This window comes from Nonomuraea sp. NPDC023979 (assembly GCF_040639085.1).
Lineage (GTDB): Bacteria > Actinomycetota > Actinomycetes > Streptosporangiales > Streptosporangiaceae > Nonomuraea > Nonomuraea ceibae.
The window spans coordinates 137,395-156,374 of record NZ_JBEZZG010000022.1; the positions used below are offsets into that span (position 1 = coordinate 137,395).

Consider the following 18,980-nt stretch of genomic DNA (forward strand, 5'->3'; position numbering starts at 1 on the left):
CCCGGTAGAAATGTGCTGAACCAGCGGCATAATCTGCACTGTGGACGACAGCGGGAACGGCCTGCGGGCAGACACACTGGTGGCGACGGTCCGCGGCGTGCTGCCGTCCCTGACCCCGGCCGCGCGCACCGTCGCCAGGCTGATCCTGGAGGATCCGGCGACGGTCGCGCGCAGCACGATCACCGAGCTGTCGGCCGCCTCCGGCACCAGCGAGGCGACGATCGTGCGCACCGCCCGGCTGCTCGGCTTCGCCGGCTACCCGCAGCTCCGCCTGGCCCTGGCGGCGGCCGCCGCCCAGCCCGACCGGCTCGTCCCCGGTGACCTCGCGCCCGACGACCCGCTGTCGGAGGTCATCCTGAAGGTCGCGCGGGCCGAGACCGAGGCGATCAACGACACTGTCGCCCAGCTCACCTCCGAGCGGCTCGGCCTGGTGGTCGACGCCATCGCCGGGGCCCGCCGGATCGACGCCTACGGGGTGAGCGCCTCCGGCCTGGTCGCCGAGGACATGGCGCAGAAGCTGATGCGGATCGGCCTGTCCAGCCACGCCTTCCAGGACGCCCACCTGGCGCTGACCAGCGCGGTGCTGCTCCGGGAAGGCGACGTGGCGATCGGCATCAGCACCTCGGGCGAGACGCCCGACGTGATCGAGCCGCTGACGAGGGCGGGGGAGGCGGGCGCGACCACGGTCGCGATCACCAACAACCCCCGCTCGTCCATCGCGGAGCTGGCCGAGCACGTGCTGATCTCGGCCGGGCGCGAGACCGAGTTCAGGCCCGGCGCGCTGGCCAGCCGCATCAGCCAGCTCCTCGTCGTCGACTGCGTCTTCGTCGGCGTCGCCCAGCGCACGTTCGACTCCTCACAGGAGGCTCTCGCGAGCACCAGGCGCGCCGTCGAGGAGTTCACTAAGCGAGCGTCACCCGCACGTCGTCAGCCTTGACGAACATCACCCGGTGCCCGAACTGGATCTGCAGATACTTCGTCTTGCCGCGGACCACGGTGTGGCCGGCCGGGTCGAAGGTGACGGCCCGGTAGTACTCGGCCGCCGCCGTGCCTGACAGCGTGTACTTCTCGCCCGCCGAGAACGTGTACTGCAGCGGCGTCACCGCCTGGTACGGGATGCCCTCGGGGTAGGCCTCTTTCTCCGGGTACGCCCTGCCGTACACCGGGACCGTGGCCAGGCCCGGCTTGGGCGTCACGACGAGGCCCATCGACGGGATGGCGGTCGGCGCGGCGGCCGGGTTGTGGAACCACGCCTTCTGGCCGAGATACCAGATGGCCGTCCAGTCGCCCTGCCGGTCGGCGACGGCGAAGCGCTGGCCGGTGCTGGCCCGCGCGCTGTGGTCGTACACGCTGTAGAGCGACTCGCCCGTGGGGTGCTTGCCGATGTCCTTGATCAGCGGCGCGTCGGCGCGCGGCTCGGTGCGCAGCCAGACCGTGCCGGCGGGCAGCGGCGGGCAGGCGGCCTCGGGGTTCTTGCGGTCGCAGCCGTAGAAGTACGGCTTGTTCGTGGCGAAGTCGGGCCTGATCATGACGCTGCCCGAGTTGGGGCCGCCGAACGGGTGCAGCGGCTTGCCGAGCAGCTTGAAGTAGTGCGCCCAGTCCCAGAACGGCCCCGGGTCCTCGTGCATGCCGCGGACGGTGGTCGGCAGCGTGCCGGGCACGTTGTCGTGGCCGATGATGTGCGCTCGGTCGAGCGGCACGCCGTGCTTGAACGCCAGGTAGCGGACGAGCTTGGCGGACGTGCGGTACATCGCCTCGGTGTACCAGGTGCTGCCCTCGGCGAGGAAGCCCTCGTGCTCCAGGCCGATCGACTTGGCGTTGATGTACCAGTTGCCCGCCTGCCAGCCGACGTCCTTGGTCTTGATGTGCTGGGCGATGTGGCCGTCGGAGGAGCGCAGCGAGTAGTGCCAGCTCGCGCCGTAGGTGGCCCGCTGGACCAGGCCGATCGACGGGCCGAAGTAGCCCTCCATGTCATGAATGACGATGTAGTCGACCTTCTGGTTGTGCGGCCGGTTCGACAGGTCGTGGTTGCCGTAGTCGTCGGGCGGCAGCTCGGCGTAGGCGGCCGGGATCCACTCGCACGAGATCGTGGGCGGGCACTCGACGCCGTCGCGGCGCGGCGGGCGCAGGCCGAGCTTCTCCAGCCACTTCTCGACCTTGTCCAGGCCGGGGACCGGGTCGAGCTTCACCCGGTGGCCGTCGTCGGTGACGCGCTGCTCGCCCTGCTCGATGGTGGCGAAGACCTCGTCGGCGAAGAACTTGGCGGCCTCGGCCTCCTCGGCCCCCGAGTACCGGGCGACCGCGCCGTACCATTCGCCGGGATTGTCGCTGAGCGGCGCGCCGAGCGCCTTCTGGTACTCGGCCAGCAGCGCCGCGCCGCCGCGGATGTTGGCCGCCGGGTCGGTGCGGAGCCGCTCGTGGCTCTCGCCGGTGAGCTCGGCGGCCTTCTCCATCGTGCGCAGCGACGCGGGGATCTCCACCGGCGCCGTCTGGTGCTCGGGGACGACCAGCGGCCTGCTCTCGTCGCCGCGCGCGTCCTCCGCGCCCTCCTCGTGGTGGTGGTTCGTCCCGGTGTACGCGGCCGCGTCGGTCAGGTGCATGGGCCCGAAGCCGGCGTCGTTGCTGGGCTGGCCGGCGTGGGCGTCCCAGCGTGACTCCAGATAGGAGACGCCCAGCAGCACGCTCTGCGGAACCTTGAACTCCTCGGCCGCGGCCGCGAAGGCGGCCTGCCGGTCGTCCGGTTCGGCGGCGGCGCGGGCGCCGGTGAGGTTGACTAAGGGCAGAATGGCGACCGCGGCGATCGCCAGCGCTCTGCGCATGTACCGCTCCTTGACTGGGGGGTGCTGTAACCCCGTCAGCGTCTCAACATTTTCCTTCTCCGGCGAGAGTTTTGCGAAGGAATTTTTCAGACGTTAACTAGTAGGGTCGGCTCATGGCTGATTTCGTGAGTGTCGAGGTGGCCGACCAGATCGCCACGATCACGCTTGACCGTCCCAAGATGAACGCGCTCAACGGCCAGGTCCAGCGCGAGATCGCCGAGGCCGCGCGCATCGCCGACGCCGACCCCGACGCGCACGCCGTCATCCTCTACGGAGGCGAGCGCGTCTTCGCCGCCGGGGCCGACATCAAGGAGATGGCCGGCATGTCCTACGCCGACATGGCCGCCCACTCCCGCACCCTCCAGGACTGCTTCACCGCCGTGGCCCGCATCGGCAAGCCCGTCATCGCCGCCATCACCGGCTACGCGCTCGGCGGCGGCTGCGAGCTGGCGCTGTGCGCCGACTTCCGGGTGGCCGGCGAGTCGGCCAAGCTCGGCCAGCCGGAGATCCAGCTCGGCATCATCCCCGGCGCCGGCGGCACCCAGCGGCTGCCCCGCCTGGTCGGCCCCGCCCGCGCCAAGGACCTCATCTTCAGCGGCCGGCACGTCCCGGCGGCCGAGGCGCTGGCCATCGGCCTCGTCGACCGGGTCGTCCCCGACGCCGACGTCTACCGCGCCGCCCGCGAGTGGGCCGCGACCTTCACCGGCGGCCCCACCGTCGCGCTGCGGGCCGCCAAGCAGGCCGTCGACCAGGGGCTGGAGGTGGACCTCGACACCGGCCTGGAGATCGAGCGGCTGCAGTTCTCCGGCCTGTTCGCGACCGACGACGCCAAGATCGGCATGTCCGCGTTCGCCGAGAAGTCCACCCCCAAGTTCACCGGCCGCTGACCTTCCCCAGCGCCAGCAGGGCGTCGTAGGCGGGCTTCCCGGCCAGGCTCTCGTCCATCAGGCACGCGGCGCCCTCCCCGTCGAACCACTCGGGGACCCACGAGTGCCGGTCGGTGAAGCCCCACACCGTGACCTCCGCACACGCCCGCACGCTCAGGCAGTCGGTGAGCGCGCGGGTGTAATACTCGGCCTGCGTGGCCAGCTTCTCCGCCGTCACCGGCAGCTCCATCCGCACGTCCAGCTCGGTGATCGCGATCTCCAGGCCGAGCTCGGCGAAGCGGCCCATCACGTTCGCCCAGTCGCCCGGGTAGCCGTACTGGATGCCCAGATGGCCCTGGAAGCCCATCCCGTGGATCGGCACCCGCTGCGCCTTCAGCTCCTTGACCAGCGCCAGCGTCGCCTCGATCTTGGGGACGCTCCACTCCAGGTTGTAGTCGTTCAGGTAGAGCCTGGCGTGCGGGTCGGCCCGATGCGCCCACCGGAAGGCGTCGGCGATGTAGCCCGGGCCCAGATGCTTGAGCCAGATGCTCTGCCGCATCGTGCCGTCGTCCTCGAACGCCTCGTTGACCACGTCCCAGGCCCGGACCTGGCCCCGGTAGCGGCGGACCTGCGCGGTGACGTGCTCGCGCAGGATCTCCCGCAGCTCGGCCGCGCCGATCGAGCCGTCCTCGACGCCCGCCGTCAGCCAGGCCGGGAGCTGGTTGTGCCAGACCAGCGTGTGGCCGCGTACCTTCTGGCCGTGGCGGCGGGCGTTGCGCACCACCGCGTCGGCGTCGTCCCAGGTGTGGACGCCGCGCTCCGGCTCGACCGACTCCCACTTCATCGCGTTCTCGGCGGTGACGTGGTCGAACTCGCGGTTGAGCGCGGCCCGGTAGTCCGGCTCGGCCCGCAGCGCGGCCACGTCCACCGCGGAGCCGATTCTGATGCCGTTCTTACGCGCCAGGTCACGCAGGTCGCGCGGGTCGTGCCCGCCCTGGGCGTACGCCGTGCCCGGCAGGGCCAGCAGCAGGACCAGGGCGAGGGCGAGTGCTCTCATCGGTGATCTCCGATCACGATCGTGGTGAGGGCGCGCGGCAGGAGCGTCACGCTCCGGCCGGCGACGGGCAGGGGGTCGAGCGCGTGCGTGCCGTCGGTGACGTAGGCGGCCGCCCTGCCGCGTACGCCGTGCCACGTGACGGCCTCCGAGCCGGTGTTGAGCACCTCGACGACCGTCGGGCCGCCGGGGTTGCGGAACGCCGAAACTTTCAGCGCCGGGTCGGCCGACTCCGCCCCGACGCGGACCGCGCCCGGCCGGACGAACCTGCTGTAGGCCGCCAGCGCCCACAGCCGCTTGGACACCCGGTAGGTGCCCGCCGCCTCGTCGATCTGCGTCAGCGCCCTGGTCGCGCCCCGCGATGCGCCGAACCAGTACACGTAACCGCTGACCCCGCCCAGCGTCAGCGCGTCGTGCACCGCGCGGGCCACCGTGAGGCCGTCGTAGCCGCTGCCGTCGTCCCAGCTCTCGTTCCAGGCGCCGCCGCCGGGGTTCCACTCCGACATCCACGTCTTCCTGCCGGTCGGCAGCGGCCCGTCCACCGGGCTGGCGTACGTGTGCCCGGTGTGCGTCCGTACCCACCGGCGCGCCTCCGGGTCGGCCTCGATCGCCGCCGTGTACGCCTTCGCCTCGCTCCAGCCGAAGGAGTCGCAGCACGCGACCCGCACGCCCCGGGCGATCGGGCCCAGCACCTTGACGAACTCCGCCGCCTGCTCCGGGGTGAACCGCATCGACGCGTACGGGGCCGTGTAGTCGGGCTCGTTCGTGAAGCCGAGGTCGGTGATCCGGATGCCCTCGCGGGCGTAGAACTTCGTGTACTGCACCAGGTAGCGGGCGTACGCCTCGCGCCACTCCGGCTTCAGCGTGCCGCCGTTCCTGTCGTCGCCGTTGTCCTTCATGTAGCCGGGGGCGCTCCAGGCGTCGGCGTAGAAGCGCCGCACCCCGTAACGCTGGGCCTCCTTGGCCACCCACACCTGGCCGTTGTCCTCGCCGTCCCACGTGTAGCGCGGCGGCGCGTCCGGGCCGCCCGGATCCTCGGGCTGGATGGAGACCATGTGGTCGTACGGGCTGCCGGCGGGGGAGGAGCCGACGCCCAGGCGCAGGATGCTCAGGCCCGCGCCCTTCTCCCGGTCGAACCAGAGATCCAGCAGCTCCCGCTGCCGCTCCTCGGGCAGGGCGCGGACCAGCTCGTTGCGCCGGAACGCCTGCGACAGCCCGAACCCGTCGATCTCCTGATGGCGGACGTGCTCCTGGATCGTGATGACGGGCCGGCCCTCCGGGTTCACCGCTGGAGTCACTGTGGCGGACCCGAGCAGGCCGATCGCGACAACGCTTCGTAACATGACGCCGGGCCTCCGAAAATTTCGGAACAAGGGCGATAGTTTTCGCCGTCAGCGGGAAACGTAAGCGCCCGGCGGCGCGACGTCAACACCCCTCCGCCCGCCGCCGCCACGCCCGGCCGCCGTGATGCCGGTGTTGCCAGGGCGGGCGGGTCTGGGGGGCTTTTTGCCACTATGGTGGCGTGTCATGATGCGCGTCCTGGTCCCCTCCCGGCTGCGTGCCAAGGTGCGTGCCTGGCTCGACTCCCACTACGTCCCGATCGCCGACCACCGCCGGGACCTCCAGGACGCCCACCGCGAGACCCGCGCCCTGCGCGACGAACTGGCCGCCCTCCGGGCCGAGGTGAAACGCCTCAAGGAGGCGCCCCCGCCGCCCGCCCCCGACACCTGCCGCCTGGCCCACGAGACCGCCCAGGCGCTCGACGGACTCCTGCAGAACGAGGTCCTCCTCTGGCAGGCCGTGGACGAACTCCGCTCGGCGGGCCCCGGCGCCGTGCCTGACCGCGGAACGGAGGCACGCCCGTGCGCGTGAACTGGACCGGCGGACGGCTCACCTTCCGCCTCGACCCCGAGGACGAGATCACCGGCCGGGCCGCCGACGAGCACCCGGTCAAGCTCGCCACCAACACCTGCACGATCGCCGGCGTGCCGGACGACGCCCACCCCGACCTGTTCGCCGTCGCCGCCTGGACCGTCGTCGCCCCCTGGACCCGCCGCCGGATCACCTTCGACCGCGCCGTCTCCGCCGACGTCGCCGCCGCGCTGCACGACGGCTGGGGCGTCGACGCCGGCCCCGTCGCCGCCGAGCCACGCCGTACCGGACGCGCCCTCGCCATCTCCTACAGCGGCGGCGCCGACTCCGTGGCCGCCGCCGCCATCTACCCCGACGCGCCGTTCGTCCACTTCCGCCGCGTCCCGCACCCCCGCGTGCCGAACCGCTGGCCGCACTACCGCTCCGACGTGCTCGCCAAACTCGCCGCGCGGACCGGGCGCGACCTCACCACCGTCTCCTCCGACCTGGAGTTCACGCTCGCCAAACCCCGGCCCGGCTACCCCGAGCACCACGCCGTCGCCGCCGGCGCCCTGCTCCTCGCCGACCGCCTCGACCTCGGCGGGCTCGCCTTCGGCTACGAACTCGGCTCACGCTGGCTCGGCGGCGACCGCTACCTGCTGCGCTACACGCCCGACAACCCCATGTGGGCCCCGCACGGCGCGTGGGGCCGCCTCTTCGCCGCCGCCGGCGTGCACATCGTCCTCCCCGTGGGCGGGGTGAGCGAGGCCGTCACCATGCGCCTGGCCCTGAACTCCGACCTCAAGGACTACGTCCGCTGGTGCCTCATCGGCACCGACGGGCCCTGCCGCAACTGCGCCAAGTGCCTGTACAAGGAGATCATCCAGGCCGCCGTCGAACGCCGCCCCCTCGACACCCCCATCCCGCCGACCAGCGGCAAAGCCAAGAAGTGGCTCCAGCCGCCGCCCTACGGCGGCCAGGAGATGATCGAGTACGGCCTCGCCCGCATCCCCGGCATCGAGCACACCATGTTCGCCAAGGCCCTGGACCACTTCGAGGCCACCGAGGAGTCCACCCGCTGGCTCGACCACTGCTACCCCCCGTCCCTGGACGAGATCCCACCCCCCTGGCGCGACCAGGCGGCCGCCTTCCTGACCACCCACGTCGGCCTCATGACCGACCCGGAACGCCACCGGGTGGAATCATGGGGCTCCTGACCCCAGCCACCCCACACCACCGGCCGCCCCACCACCCAAAACGCCCCGGCGAACGGGCCGGCCGGTGCCCAACCCCACGGGGGACTTGGCGACGACCCGCCGCCGGCTTACGCGTGTGCCGTGGCAACCGGCTGCCGCCGCGCCCGTCCCATACGGACAGGGCGGCCGCCGTGCCCCGCTCCCTGGCGGGACGTGGCCACGGGCTGCCGGCGCGCTCGCGGCGGGGACGGCCCGCGTCCGGGGCAGGCTGGCCCGGGTGTCGCGCGCCTTCCAGTGCCATTGTCGCCTCGGATGCGCCCGCGCTCGTGGGGGCCGGTTTGCGGTGGTGCGGTCTGGTGTGGGGTGGGTGTGTTGGGGGCCGGGGTGCGATGCTAGGCCGGCTGGGGCTGTGGGCGGGTTCGGGAGTGGAGAGGAAAGCAAGGCGTGAAGGTATATCTGTCCGTTGACATGGAGGGCGTGACCGGGTTGACGGACCCGGAGGAGATGCACGCCGGGCAGCGCGGCTACGAGCGCGGGTGCGAGCTGATGACCGCCGACGCCAATGCGGCGATCGACGGGGCGTTCGCGGCCGGGGCGGAGAGCGTGCTGGTCAACGACGCGCACGGTTCGACGAAGAACCTGCGGATCGATCTGCTCGACCCGAGGGCGAGCCTGATCCGGGGCCCGGGGAAGTCGCAGCGGATGGCGCAGGGCCTGGACGGCTCGTTCGCGGCGGCCTGCTTCGTGGGCTACCACGCGCGGGCGGGCGTGGCGGACGGGGTGCTCAACCATACGTGGATGGGCAAGGAGATCCAGAACGTGTACCTCAACGGCGAGGTGTGCGGTGAGACGCGGGTGGTGGCGGCGTGCGCCGGTTACCACGGGGTGCCGGTGGTGGTGGTGACCGGTGACGAGGCCGTGGGTGAGGAGGCGCGGGAGCTGCTGGGCGATGTGGAGACGGTGGCGGTCAAGAAGGGGATCGGGAAGTTCTCGGCCGAGTTGCTGCCGCCGAGCGTCGCGCAGCAGCGGATTCGTGAGGCGACGGTCAGGGCGCTCAACCGGTTGAGCGACTTCACGCCTTACACCTTGGAGGCTCCGTACACGCTGGGGGTGGAGTGGAACTCGACGGCCATCGCGGCGGCTGTGGCGCTGGTTCCCGGGGTGAAGACGGTGGGGCCTCGCCACACGGAGTTCACGACGGACGACTACACCCAGATCATGGCGCTGTTCGGCATCTTCGCCACCATCGGCGGTCAGGTGGCGTGCGGCAGTGGCCCGTACGGCTGATCGAGGGACCGGGGACGGCGGCGAGGTGTGATGGACGGCGCGGCGCTGACCAGGCGCGGGCTGCTGGTCGGGATCGGTGCGGCGGGCGGCGCCGGGGCCATGTACGCGGCGATGGGCGCGCTGGGGCTGGCGCCGGCGGAGCAGGACAAGGCGTTCACGCCGCCCAGGAAGAGTGATTTCTCCCTTCAGGGCCGGGCGGCGGCGAAGGTGGTGATCCTGGGCGCGGGCGTGGCGGGGCTGGTGGCGGCGTACGAGCTGGGGAAGGCCGGCTACGACTGCACGCTGCTGGAGGCCAGGCCCAAGGCGGGCGGGCGGAGCCTGACGCTGAGGGGCGGCGACCGGCTGACCGAGCTGAACGGGCCGGTGCAGGCGGTGCGGTTCGGCGAGGGGAGCTACTTCAACGCCGGTCCGGCGCGGATCGCGCCGTGGATGGTCACGATGGACTACTGCCGCGAGCTGGGCGTCCCGATCGAGACGTTCGTCAACCGCAGCGCGCAGACGTACGTGCACACGAACGGCCAGACGGTGCGGTCCGGGACGGCCCGTGCCGACATGTACGGATACATCGCCGAGCTGCTCGCCAAGGCCACCCATGTCGGCGCGCTCGACAGGAAGGTGTCGAAGGGTGACCAGGAGGTGCTGCTGGACTTCCTGCGCCGGTTCGGGGACCTGGGGCCGCGGCTGGAGTACGAGGGGTCCGGCAGGCGCGGTTTCGTGAAATATCCGGCGCTGGACGGCGGCACCCCGCTCGCCCCGCCCGGCACCCTGCACCAGGTCCTCGCCGCCGGCACCGGCCGCGCGATCACCAACGACTTCGGGTACGACCAGGCCACCCCCATGTTCCAGCCCGTCGGCGGCATGGACGCGATCGTGGACCGGCTCGTCGCGGCCGTAGGCGCCGACCGGATCACCACCGGCGCCCGCGTCACCCGCATTACCGACCTGCCCGACGGCGTCGAGGTCGCCTGGGCCGGCGGCAGCGTCAAGGCCGACTACTGCGTCGCCACCCTCCCGCCGCACCTGCTGGCCAAGATCCCCCACAACCTGGGCGAACCCGTCACCGCCGCGCTCCGGCGACCCGTCCCCGTGGCCGCCGGCAAGATCGGCCTGGAGTACGCGAGCCGCTGGTGGGAGCTGGAGGACCGGATCTACGGCGGCGTCACCGAGACCGACCTGGACATCACCCACATCTGGTACCCGTCGCACGACTACCACGCCGAGCGCGGCATCGTGGTCGGCTACTACAACACCGACGCCCACGCCGAGCTCTACGGCGCGCTCACGCCGGAGGACCGCAGGCGCCGCGCGCTCACCCAGGGCAAGAAGATCCACGGCGAGAAGTACCGCACCGGCGTGCTGTCCAGCGTCTCCATCGCCTGGGAACGCCAGGAGCACATCCAGGGCGGCTGGGTGCGCTGGCCCGACTTTGATTCGTCCTTCACTCTTCTGCAACGCCCCAGCGGAAGGGTGTACTTCGCGGGTGACTGGCTCACCCGGCTGACCGCCTGGCAGGCGGGGGCCATGGAGTCCGCCCGCGGCGCCGTCACGCAACTGCACCAACGGGTGCTGCGGTCGCCGTGACGTCGCATGCCGCTCCCGGGACCGGCGTAAGGTCCTGGGAGAGCGACCGAGGAGTTGGGGATGACGTTGCACTGGGTGCCCGCCGCCGACCGGCCCGACCTGCTGGCCGAGCCGGTGGCGCGGGCCGTGGGAGAGCTCGACGGCGTACGGGTGGCCGAGATCGACCCGGAGCTGGCCGACACGGCGGCGTTCTGCGAACGCTACGGCGTGACGCTGGAGGAGTCGGCCAACTGCGTGGTGGTCGCCGCCAAGCGCGGCGGTGAGATCCGCTACGCGGCGTGCATGGTGCTCGCGACGATGCGGGTGGACGTGAACGGCGTGGTGCGCAAGCACCTCGACGCGCGCAAGGCGAGCTTCGCCCCGATGGCGGAGGCGGTCGAGCTCACCGGCATGGAGTACGGCGGCATCACCCCGCTCGGCCTGCCCGACGGCTGGCCGGTGCTGGTGGACGTCAACGTGGCCGAGCACCCTCAGGTGGTCATCGGCGCCGGGGTGCGGCGGGCCAAGCTCGCCGTCGCCGGGGCCACCCTGGCGGGGCTCAAGCAGGCGGAAGTGCTTCCTCTGGCCGGCTGATCGGTCACCGTAGCCAATTCGAGACCGTTGATTGGGAAACCGATGAGGCCCTTCTGGACGTTGTACGAGTGGGAATGTGGCCTCGTGGTTCATCTCGTGGGCGGGGATTAAGCCGGTATGGTGCTTCATGCCATGAACGATGACCGACTCGGCCCTTACCGGCTGCTCAGGCGGCTCGGCGAGGGCGGAATGGGCGTGGTCCACCTCGCCACCGACCCTCAGGGGCGGCAGGTGGCGGTCAAGGTCCTGCGCTCCGAGGTCGCCGGTGACGAGGTCGCCAGGCGACGGCTCGCGCGCGAGGTCGAGACGATGCGCCGGGTGCGCAGCTCCTACATCGCCGAGGTGCTCGACGCCGACGTGACCGGTCACCGGCCGTACATCGTGACGCGTTACGTGCCCGGCCGCGCGCTCGACGAGATCGTCAAGAACGACGGGCCGCTCGACCTGCCCGCGCTGCTCAAGGTCGGCTACGGGGTGGCCGCGGCGCTGGCCGCCGTGCACTCGGTGGGCGTCATCCACCGCGACCTCAAGCCGGGCAACGTGCTCATCCTCGACGGTGAGCCGGTGCTGATCGACTTCGGCATCGCGCAGGCGGTCGACGCGACCCGGCTGACCCAGACGGGCATGTTCATCGGCACGCCGGGCTACCTGGCGCCGGAGATCATCGAGGGCCAGGAGGCCGGGCCCGAGGTCGACATCCACGCCTGGGCCGGCACCCTGCTCTACGCCGGCACCGGCCAGCCGCCCTTCGGCAAGGGCACGCTGGAGATGGTCTTCTACAACATCACCGCCGGCAAGGCCGACGTCAGCGCCGCCCCGAAGGCGATCCAGCCGCTGCTCAAGGCCGCCTTCCAGCGCAATCCGGCCAAGCGGCCCAAGGCGGCCGAGCTGGCCGAGCAGACCGCGCGCATGCTGCCCAGGCCGCCGGGCGGCGCGCCCGACCAGATCTCCACCGTGCCGCGCCCCGACGGGCCGCCGCGCACGGGCGAGCACCTGCCGCCGCCCTACGCCGACCGCCCCGGCCCGCCCTACGGCACCGGCCCGCAGGGCGTTCCGGTCACGGGCGCGAAGGAACCGCCCGCGCGTCCCCCGTACGGGACGGGCCCCCAGGACGCACCGGCCGGACACCCCCACGGCAGCGGCCCCCAGGGCGCGCCGGTGCCGCTCCACGGCAGCGGCCCCCAGGGCGCGCCGGTGGCGCGGCCGTACGGGAGCGACGTGGCAGCGCACGGGCAGGACCGGCAGCCGTGGGAGGCCGCCACGCCGCCCGTGACGCCGCGCCAGGTCGTTGACGGACGCCCGCCGCACGCCCCGCCGCAGACCGCCGACCAGCAGTACGTGTCGCTGCTCCCCGGCCAGGGCGACCCGTGGCCGACCCGCCGGGTGAGCCCGGAGGAGCTGCGCCAGATGCAGCGCGAGGCGGGCCGGCAGAGCCTGCCGTGGAACCAGGCGCCCGCCGTCCACCCGCCGGAGGGCGAGGTGCCGACGCGGCGGGTGCGCCCGGAGGCGCCCGACTACGGCCGCGGCGCCCCGGTGCCACCGCCGCCCTACATCCCGGCGCAGGCGCAGTTCCCGCCCGAGCCGCAGACGCGGCGCGAGCCGTTCATCCCGGGCGCGCTCCCGGGCCAGCCGCTCAAGCAGTCGGCCGCCTACGCGGTGGCCGGCGCGATGCTGCTCATCATCATGATCGTGCTGGCCGCGCTGGCCCCGGTGCTGGTGGCGGTGGTGGCGGTGCCGGTCGCGGTGCTGCTGCGGGCCGCCGACCTGGCCCAGCCGTCGCTGACCGTGCGCCGCCCGAGCAGCGCGGCGGCCCTCGACGTGGTCAGGGTGTTCGGGCTGCCGCAGGCGCTGGCCAAGTCGGCGGGCATCACGCTGGCGCTCGTTCTTTACGCTCTCATTCTGGGGTTGCCCGTTACGCTCCTGCTCACCGTGGTAGTCAAGATGGACCCGTCGAACGCGCTGGCCTGGGGGGCGGCGGTGGCGCTGTGGACCGTCTGCGCCGGCCCGGGGGTGGAGGGCCCCGGAAGGCAGATGCGCAGGACGCTCTCATCGCTCGTACCCTCGAGGACAGCGGCGATGGTGATGGCGGGAGTCCTGGCGGCAGGGGCCGCCCTCTCCCTCATCCTCGCCTACGGCACGTACGGGGACGACGCGAGGGAGGCCGTATGGAGTCCGGTCGACGTCGGCTCGGCGACGGATCTGCTGGAGAAGCTGAACGGGGGCGACGACGGATGACGCGGGGACGGTTGCGATGAGCACGGGCGGCGACACCCAGACGCCGGAGCGGCTCGGCCCCTACCGTCTGGTCAGGCGAATCGGCGAGGGCGGCATGGGGGTTGTCCACCTCGGTGTCGACGGCGACGGCCGCGAGGTCGCGGTCAAGGTCCTGCATCCGCACGTGGCCGCCGACCTCAAGGCGCGTGACCGGCTGACCCGCGAGGTCGAGACGATGCGCCGGGTGCGCAGCCCGTACGTGGCGGAGGTGCTCGACGCCGAGCTCGTGGGCGGCCAGCCGTACGTGGTGACCCGGTTCGCCCCCGGCCGCACGCTGGAGGAGACCGTGCTGGCCGACGGCGCGCTGGAGGCGCGTCAGATCATCAAGCTCGCGCAGGGCCTGTGCCAGGCGCTGGTGGCCATCCACGCGGCCGACGTGATCCACCGTGACTTCAAGCCGTCCAACGTCATGCTGGTGGGCGAGGAGCCGCTGGTCATCGACTTCGGCATCGCCCACCTGGTCAACGCCACGCGGCTGACCCAGACGGGCATGTTCGTCGGCACGCCGGGCTATCTGGCGCCGGAGATCATCCGCGACTCCGACATCACGCAGAAGGCGGACGTGCACTCGCTGGCCTCGACGGTGTTCTTCGCCGCGGTGGGCGGCCCGCCGTTCGGCACGGGCACGTTCGAGGCGGTCTGCTTCAACATCATGGAGGGCCGGGCCCAGCTCGACAAGGCGCCCGTGTGGCTGCGCGGCTGGCTGAGCCGGGCGCTCCAGGTGGAGCCGGAGGACCGGCCCGACGCCCGTGAGCTGCTCAAGATGGCCAAGGCGCTGGACCCGTCGGTGACGACGTTCCACGAGACGCCGCCGGAGGCGCCGAGCCGCACCAGGCGGCTGCTCAACCGCACGCGGGTGATGGAGTCGTTCGCCGACGTGCTGCCGCCGGTCGACTACGACCGCCGCCCGCCGGCGCGCGAGGAGAGGCCGCCGCCCTACGTCCCGGCGCCGATCTCGGCGCGGCCCCCGGCGGCGCCGAGGCCGGACCAGCGGGTCGCGGGCTATCCGGCGCCGCCGCCGACCAGGCCCTCGGTGCAGCCGCAGGCCAGGCCCTACACGCCGCCGCCGCAGCCGAGGCCGGCCGAGCGCAAGCGCTATCTGGTGGGCAGCCAGTTCGTCGGGCTGCTGCTGATGGTGTCGCTCGTCGCGCTGGCCGTGATGATGCCGGTCGTGGTGAGCATGGTCGCGATCGTGCTGGCGCTGGTGTTCCGGATGGGCGAATACCTGTTCGGCGACATGGTCAAGCGCCGCCAGGTGCGCGGCAGCAGCGCGGCCGATCCGCTGCTGGTGCTCGTCGGCACGCCGTGGGCGCTGGTCAAGGCCGCGCTGGTGAGCGTGGCGCAGGTGCCGCTGTCGATCCTGTTCGGCGTGTGCGTGTGGGGGGTGCTGCGCTGGGGCGGCGGCATGGGCGTCAACGAGGCCGCCGCCTACGCCGCCGGGGCGTTCACCGCCGGGCTGTTCCTGCTGCCGGGCGGCGGGGCGCCGCGCAAGGCGGTCACCCGCACGCTGACGGCGACCTTGCGCTCGCCGGGCGCGGCGCTGGTCGCGACCGTGGCCGTGGGCACGCTGGCGCTGTTCGCGGTGATGTTCGCGCTGGGCCAGGATCCGTCGTGGGAGCCGTGGCGCGCACCCGAGACGGTGATCAACGAGCTGACCGAACGCGCCCAGGACAGCGCGGTGGGCCTCATCACCGGGTTGATCGGCGACCTGCTGAAGAATCTGGGGCTCGGCTTCCTGTCACCCTGGTCGTGAGTGTCTCCGGAGCCGCCCGGGGGGAAAGTAGGGGGTATGAGCGAGCACCTCGGCCCCTACCAGTTGCTTTCGCGGCTGGGCTCGGGCGGGTTCGGCGAAGTGCATCTGGCGCTCGATCCCGACGGCCGGACCGTCGCGGTCAAGGTGCTGCACCCGCACGTGGTGACCGACGGGGGCGCGCTGGCGCGGCTGGCCCGTGAGGTCGAGACCATGCGCCGGGTGGGCGGGCCGCACGTGGCGGAGGTGCTCGACGCCTCGCTGGACGTCTCGCGCCCCTACCTGGTCACCCGCTACGTGCAGGGCAGGCCGCTGAGCGCGGTGCCGGTGCCGGTGGCGGAGCTGCGGTCGCTGGCCACCGGGCTGGCCGACGCGCTGCTGGCCATGCACGAGGCCGGCGTGGTGCACCGCGATCTCAAGCCGGCCAACGTGATGATGGCTGACGGGGTGCCCGTGGTGATCGACTTCGGCATCGCGAGCGCGCTCGACTCCCTGTCGGTCACGGCGTCGGGCGCGGTGGTCGGCACGCCCGGCTACTTAGCCCCCGAGGTCCTGGAGGGCGGCCAGGCGGGGCCGGAGGCTGACGTGTTCTCCTTCGGCGCGACGCTGGCCTACGCCGCCACGGGGCGGCAGCCGTACGGTCAGGGGCCCGCCTCGGCGGTCGCCTACCGGGTGGTCCATCACGAGCCCGATCTGGAGGGCGCGCCGGGGTGGCTGGAGCCGCTGCTGCGTGACTGCCTCGCCGTCGATCCGGCGGCGCGGCCGACGGCGGCGCGCATCTGCGAGCGGCTGGGGGTGGAGGCGCCGGCGAAGCCGCGCTTCTCCCGGCGGCGCGCGGCGGGTGATGTGCATCACCTGTCCACCCGTGAGATGCGGCTGCCCCGCAAGGAGCCGGCGGAGGTCGCCAGGGCCCGGCACCGCGAGCGGGTGCGCAGGCGCTGGCTGATCGGCTCGGGGGTGTTCGTGTCGCTGCTGGCCGCCGCGGCGCGCGAGCCGCTGCCGGAGGTGGCGCTGTTCCTGCTGTCGGCGTTCACGCTGGTGGTGGTCATCGACGCGGGGTTCGGGCTCTATTCGCGCGGGCCGTTCAGGAAGGGCCGGATCGTGGCGGACTTCGCGGGGATCGCGGGGGCGCTGGGGCTCTCGGTGGCGTTGAGCGCGATCTTCACCACGCCGGTGCTGGCGCTGTTCGCGGGCACGGCCCTGGTGGTGGGGGTCGTGTTCCTGCTCTCCGCGTGACCGAATAAAGTTCGGTATGGTGAGAGTCGCTGGCGTTTGCACGCAAGCTACTGATGGGTAACATGACCGCTGGAGCCCCGATGTCACAACGCCACGGGGCACCTGGCAGTCTGGACAGCATGCATCCGGCGCCGCCGCAACGACGCGGTGGCGCACGCGAACACGGGAGGTCGGCCACCGGCCATGAACATCGTCGTCTGCGTGAAGCAGGTCCCCGACACGGCGACCGAGCGCAAGCTGCGGTCCGATGACAAGACGCTCGACCGTGACGCGGTCGACGGCGTGGTGAACGAGCTTGACGAGTATGCCGTCGAGGAGGCTCTGAAGCTCAAGGAAGCACACGGCGGCGAGGTGACGGTCCTGACCATGGGGCCGGGCAAGGCCACCGAGACCATCCGCAAGGCCCTCGCGATGGGTGCCGACAAGGCGGTCCACCTGACCGACGACGCGCTGCACGGCTCCGACGCGCTGTCGACCTCCTACGCGATGGCGCAGGCGCTGAAGAAGATCGGGTTCGACCTGGTCATCCTCGGCTCCGAGTCCACCGACGCGCGCACCGGCGTGCTGCCCGCGATGCTGGCCGAGCGCCTCGGCACGCCGCAGCTCACGCTGGCCAACAAGGTCGACGTCGACGGCTCCTCGATCAGCGTCCAGCGGCTGACCGACTACGGCTACGACAAGGTCGAGGCCACGCTGCCCGCCGTCGTGTCCGTGGTCGAGAAGATCAACGAGCCGCGCTACCCGTCCTTCAAGGGCATCATGGCGGCCAAGAAGAAGCCGGTCGAGACGCTGACCGTGGCCGACGCCGAGATCGACGCCGCCCAGGTGGGCCTCGGCGCCGCCTGGTCGCAGGTCGTCGACTTCGCCGCCGCCCCGCCGCGCGCGGCCGGCACGATCGTCAAGGACGAGGGCGACGGCGGCGCGAAGGTCGCCGACTTCCTGGCGTCCAAGAAGTTCATCTGAGAACGGGGGTTTTACTGATATGTCGGAGATTCTCGTTCTCGTCGAGCAGGTCGACGGCGAGGTCAAGAAGGTCACGCTGGAGCTGCTGACCCTCGCCCGCTCGCTCGGCTCGCCGTCCGCCGTCTGGGCCGGCCCCGGCGCCACCGCCGAGGCCAAGGCCAAGCTCGCCGAATACGGCGCGGACAAGATCTACGTGGCCGGCTCCGAGGAGATCGTCGGCTACGTGGTCGCGCCCAAGGCCGAGCTGCTCGCCCAGCTCGTCTCCGCCCAGTCGCCGGCCGCCGTCCTGGTCGCCGCCACGGCCGAGGGCAAGGAGATCGCGGGCCGGCTGGCCGTCAAGACCGACTCGGGCGTCATCACCGACGCCGTCGGCCTCGGCGAGGGCTTCGTGGCCGAGCAGTCGATCTTCGGCGGCGGCGTGAACGTCCAGGCGAAGGTGGCCAAGGGCACCCCGATCGTCGCCGTGCGCCCCAACTCGACGGCCCCCGTGGCCGCCGCCGGGGCCGGTGCCGAGGAGGAGGTGTCGGTCGCGCTGACCGACTCCGCCAAGGCCGCCCGCATCGTCGAGCGCGTCAAGCAGGAGAAGGGCGCCCGCCCCGAGCTCACCGAGGCCGCGATCGTGGTCTCCGGCGGCCGCGGCGTCGGCTCGGCGGAGAACTTCTCCGTCATCGAGGGCCTGGCCGACTCGCTCGGCGCGGCCGTCGGCGCCTCCCGCGCCGCGACCGACGCCGGCTGGTACCCCCACCAGTTCCAGGTGGGCCAGACCGGCAAGACCGTGTCCCCGCAGCTCTACATCGCCGCGGGCATCTCGGGCGCCATCCAGCACCGGGCCGGCATGCAGACCGCGAAGACCATCGTCGCGATCAACAAGGACCCGGAAGCGCCGATCTTCGAGCTGGCCGACTACGGCATCGTGGGCGACCTGCACCAGATCGTCCCGCAGCTCACCGAAGAGGTGAACAAGCGCAAGTGACCGGACCCGGCGGGCTCCCCACCTGGGGGCCCGCCGGTTCGCTCACAGGTGCTCTCTCAACCGCCGCGCCAGGTCGGCCGCCTGCTCCCGGGCCCATGGGATGAGGCCGTTCTCCGACATGAGCGCGTAAAACTGCTGCTGCTCGTACGGGGTGCCCGGAGGCAGCGGCGCGATGTGCCAGTGCAGGTGGGAGTTGCCCTGCTGGCTGCCGAGCGTCAGCAGGTAGGTGCGCTCCGACGGCACGACGGCCTCCACGGCCAGCGCCACCTTCCTGACCACGCGCATCAGGGCCAGGTAGGCGTCCTCGTCCAGGTCGCGCACCGCGTGTTCGAGATGGGCCTTGGGGCTCACCAGCACGTAGCCGGGCACCGTCGGGTAGCGGCTCAGGAACGCCAGGTGGTGCTCGTCCTCGTAGACGATCTCCTCCGCGTCGTAGGCCGGGTCGCCAGCGACGATGGCGCAGATGAAGCACGGCGAGGACCGGACGCGCGCCACGTAGGCGTCGACGTCGAAGCGGACGTTTCTCTCCATGATCACATTAAAGCCAACGACCGTAC

General features: G+C 72.2%; 16 protein-coding genes. 12 read left to right on the forward strand and 4 right to left on the reverse strand.

The genetic code is table 11. The features are described 5' to 3' along the window. The first annotated feature begins 40 nt into the window (after positions 1 to 40). Positions 41 to 937, forward strand: a complete 897-nt coding sequence (locus AB0G11_RS31890) for a MurR/RpiR family transcriptional regulator (protein WP_219501009.1) — start codon at positions 41 to 43, stop codon at positions 935 to 937. Here AB0G11_RS31890 and AB0G11_RS31895 read toward each other — a convergent pair. Then, complete coding sequence (locus AB0G11_RS31895) at positions 903 to 2,819, reverse strand: peptidoglycan recognition family protein (RefSeq protein WP_219501011.1); 1,917 nt, start codon at positions 2,817 to 2,819, stop codon at positions 903 to 905. The two genes, AB0G11_RS31890 and AB0G11_RS31895, sit on opposite strands and share 35 nt — an antisense overlap. Before the next feature lie 113 nt (positions 2,820 to 2,932). Here AB0G11_RS31895 and AB0G11_RS31900 point away from each other — a divergent pair, with 113 nt between their 5' ends. Further along, on the forward strand, positions 2,933 to 3,706 hold the full coding sequence (locus AB0G11_RS31900) for an enoyl-CoA hydratase-related protein (RefSeq protein ID WP_219501013.1): 774 nt from the start codon (positions 2,933 to 2,935) through the stop codon (positions 3,704 to 3,706). Here the strand turns inward: AB0G11_RS31900 and AB0G11_RS31905 are convergent. Continuing rightward, positions 3,693 to 4,742: an endo-1,4-beta-xylanase gene (locus tag AB0G11_RS31905; protein ID WP_357590310.1), complete on the reverse strand. Its 1,050-nt coding sequence runs from the start codon at positions 4,740 to 4,742 to the stop codon at positions 3,693 to 3,695. The genes AB0G11_RS31900 and AB0G11_RS31905 overlap by 14 nt on opposite strands. Continuing rightward, positions 4,739 to 6,082, reverse strand: coding sequence for a glycoside hydrolase (locus AB0G11_RS31910; protein ID WP_219501016.1), 1,344 nt, complete (start codon positions 6,080 to 6,082; stop codon positions 4,739 to 4,741). Before AB0G11_RS31910 ends, AB0G11_RS31905 begins: the two co-directional genes overlap by 4 nt. Positions 6,083 to 6,266: 184 nt before the next feature. On the opposite strand from AB0G11_RS31910, the gene AB0G11_RS31915 reads away from it, so the two are divergent. The 10 genes from AB0G11_RS31915 (at position 6,267) to AB0G11_RS31960 (ending at position 18,423) form a co-directional block, all read left to right on the forward strand. Continuing rightward, positions 6,267 to 6,611, forward strand: coding sequence for a hypothetical protein (locus AB0G11_RS31915; RefSeq protein ID WP_357590312.1), 345 nt, complete (start codon positions 6,267 to 6,269; stop codon positions 6,609 to 6,611). After that, positions 6,602 to 7,807, forward strand: coding sequence for a DUF6395 domain-containing protein (locus AB0G11_RS31920; RefSeq protein ID WP_357590314.1), 1,206 nt, complete (start codon positions 6,602 to 6,604; stop codon positions 7,805 to 7,807). The genes AB0G11_RS31915 and AB0G11_RS31920 overlap by 10 nt, the downstream gene beginning before the upstream one ends. A gap of 423 nt (positions 7,808 to 8,230) precedes the next feature. Next, on the forward strand, positions 8,231 to 9,073 hold the full coding sequence (locus tag AB0G11_RS31925) for a M55 family metallopeptidase (protein WP_219501020.1): 843 nt from the start codon (positions 8,231 to 8,233) through the stop codon (positions 9,071 to 9,073). A 30-nt stretch (positions 9,074 to 9,103) separates the two neighbouring features. Further along, positions 9,104 to 10,654, forward strand: coding sequence for an FAD-dependent oxidoreductase (locus AB0G11_RS31930; protein WP_357590316.1), 1,551 nt, complete (start codon positions 9,104 to 9,106; stop codon positions 10,652 to 10,654). Positions 10,655 to 10,708: 54 nt separating this feature from the next. Next, positions 10,709 to 11,227 carry a YbaK/EbsC family protein gene (locus AB0G11_RS31935; RefSeq protein WP_219501022.1) on the forward strand — a complete coding sequence of 173 codons (519 nt, stop codon included), beginning with the start codon at positions 10,709 to 10,711 and terminating at the stop codon, positions 11,225 to 11,227. Positions 11,228 to 11,359: 132 nt separating this feature from the next. After that, complete coding sequence (locus AB0G11_RS31940) at positions 11,360 to 13,462, forward strand: protein kinase (protein WP_357590318.1); 2,103 nt, start codon at positions 11,360 to 11,362, stop codon at positions 13,460 to 13,462. Between the two features lie 16 nt (positions 13,463 to 13,478). Then, positions 13,479 to 15,254, forward strand: coding sequence for a serine/threonine-protein kinase (locus AB0G11_RS31945; protein ID WP_357590320.1), 1,776 nt, complete (start codon positions 13,479 to 13,481; stop codon positions 15,252 to 15,254). 36 nt (positions 15,255 to 15,290) lie between these two features. Beyond that, positions 15,291 to 16,487: a serine/threonine-protein kinase gene (locus tag AB0G11_RS31950; RefSeq protein WP_357590322.1), complete on the forward strand. Its 1,197-nt coding sequence runs from the start codon at positions 15,291 to 15,293 to the stop codon at positions 16,485 to 16,487. 183 nt (positions 16,488 to 16,670) lie between these two features. After that, positions 16,671 to 17,450: an electron transfer flavoprotein subunit beta/FixA family protein gene (locus tag AB0G11_RS31955; protein WP_219501026.1), complete on the forward strand. Its 780-nt coding sequence runs from the start codon at positions 16,671 to 16,673 to the stop codon at positions 17,448 to 17,450. A gap of 19 nt (positions 17,451 to 17,469) precedes the next feature. Further along, the gene (locus AB0G11_RS31960; protein WP_219501030.1) at positions 17,470 to 18,423 is read left to right on the forward strand and encodes an electron transfer flavoprotein subunit alpha/FixB family protein; all 954 of its coding nucleotides are present in this window, start codon (positions 17,470 to 17,472) and stop codon (positions 18,421 to 18,423) included. A 42-nt stretch (positions 18,424 to 18,465) separates the two neighbouring features. Here AB0G11_RS31960 and AB0G11_RS31965 read toward each other — a convergent pair whose 3' ends face one another. After that, a complete protein-coding gene (locus AB0G11_RS31965; RefSeq protein WP_219501033.1) occupies positions 18,466 to 18,954 on the reverse strand; it encodes an HIT family protein in 489 nt (162 codons plus the stop codon). Positions 18,955 to 18,980 lie beyond the last annotated feature (26 nt).

Excerpts from the sequence above, each read along its gene's own strand:
- AB0G11_RS31895 (WP_219501011.1), bottom strand. The coding sequence starts at position 2,819 with ATGCGCAGAGCGCTGGCGATCGCCGCGGTCGCCATTCTGCCCTTAGTC.
- AB0G11_RS31900 (WP_219501013.1), top strand. The coding sequence starts at position 2,933 with ATGGCTGATTTCGTGAGTGTCGAGGTGGCCGACCAGATCGCCACGATC.
- AB0G11_RS31905 (WP_357590310.1), bottom strand. The coding sequence starts at position 4,742 with ATGAGAGCACTCGCCCTCGCCCTGGTCCTGCTGCTGGCCCTGCCGGGC.
- AB0G11_RS31910 (WP_219501016.1), bottom strand. The coding sequence starts at position 6,082 with ATGTTACGAAGCGTTGTCGCGATCGGCCTGCTCGGGTCCGCCACAGTG.
- AB0G11_RS31915 (WP_357590312.1), top strand. The coding sequence starts at position 6,267 with ATGATGCGCGTCCTGGTCCCCTCCCGGCTGCGTGCCAAGGTGCGTGCC.
- AB0G11_RS31930 (WP_357590316.1), top strand. The coding sequence starts at position 9,104 with ATGGACGGCGCGGCGCTGACCAGGCGCGGGCTGCTGGTCGGGATCGGT.
- AB0G11_RS31940 (WP_357590318.1), top strand. The coding sequence starts at position 11,360 with ATGAACGATGACCGACTCGGCCCTTACCGGCTGCTCAGGCGGCTCGGC.
- AB0G11_RS31945 (WP_357590320.1), top strand. The coding sequence starts at position 13,479 with ATGAGCACGGGCGGCGACACCCAGACGCCGGAGCGGCTCGGCCCCTAC.
- AB0G11_RS31950 (WP_357590322.1), top strand. The coding sequence starts at position 15,291 with ATGAGCGAGCACCTCGGCCCCTACCAGTTGCTTTCGCGGCTGGGCTCG.
- AB0G11_RS31955 (WP_219501026.1), top strand. The coding sequence starts at position 16,671 with ATGAACATCGTCGTCTGCGTGAAGCAGGTCCCCGACACGGCGACCGAG.
- AB0G11_RS31960 (WP_219501030.1), top strand. The coding sequence starts at position 17,470 with ATGTCGGAGATTCTCGTTCTCGTCGAGCAGGTCGACGGCGAGGTCAAG.
- AB0G11_RS31965 (WP_219501033.1), bottom strand. The coding sequence starts at position 18,954 with ATGGAGAGAAACGTCCGCTTCGACGTCGACGCCTACGTGGCGCGCGTC.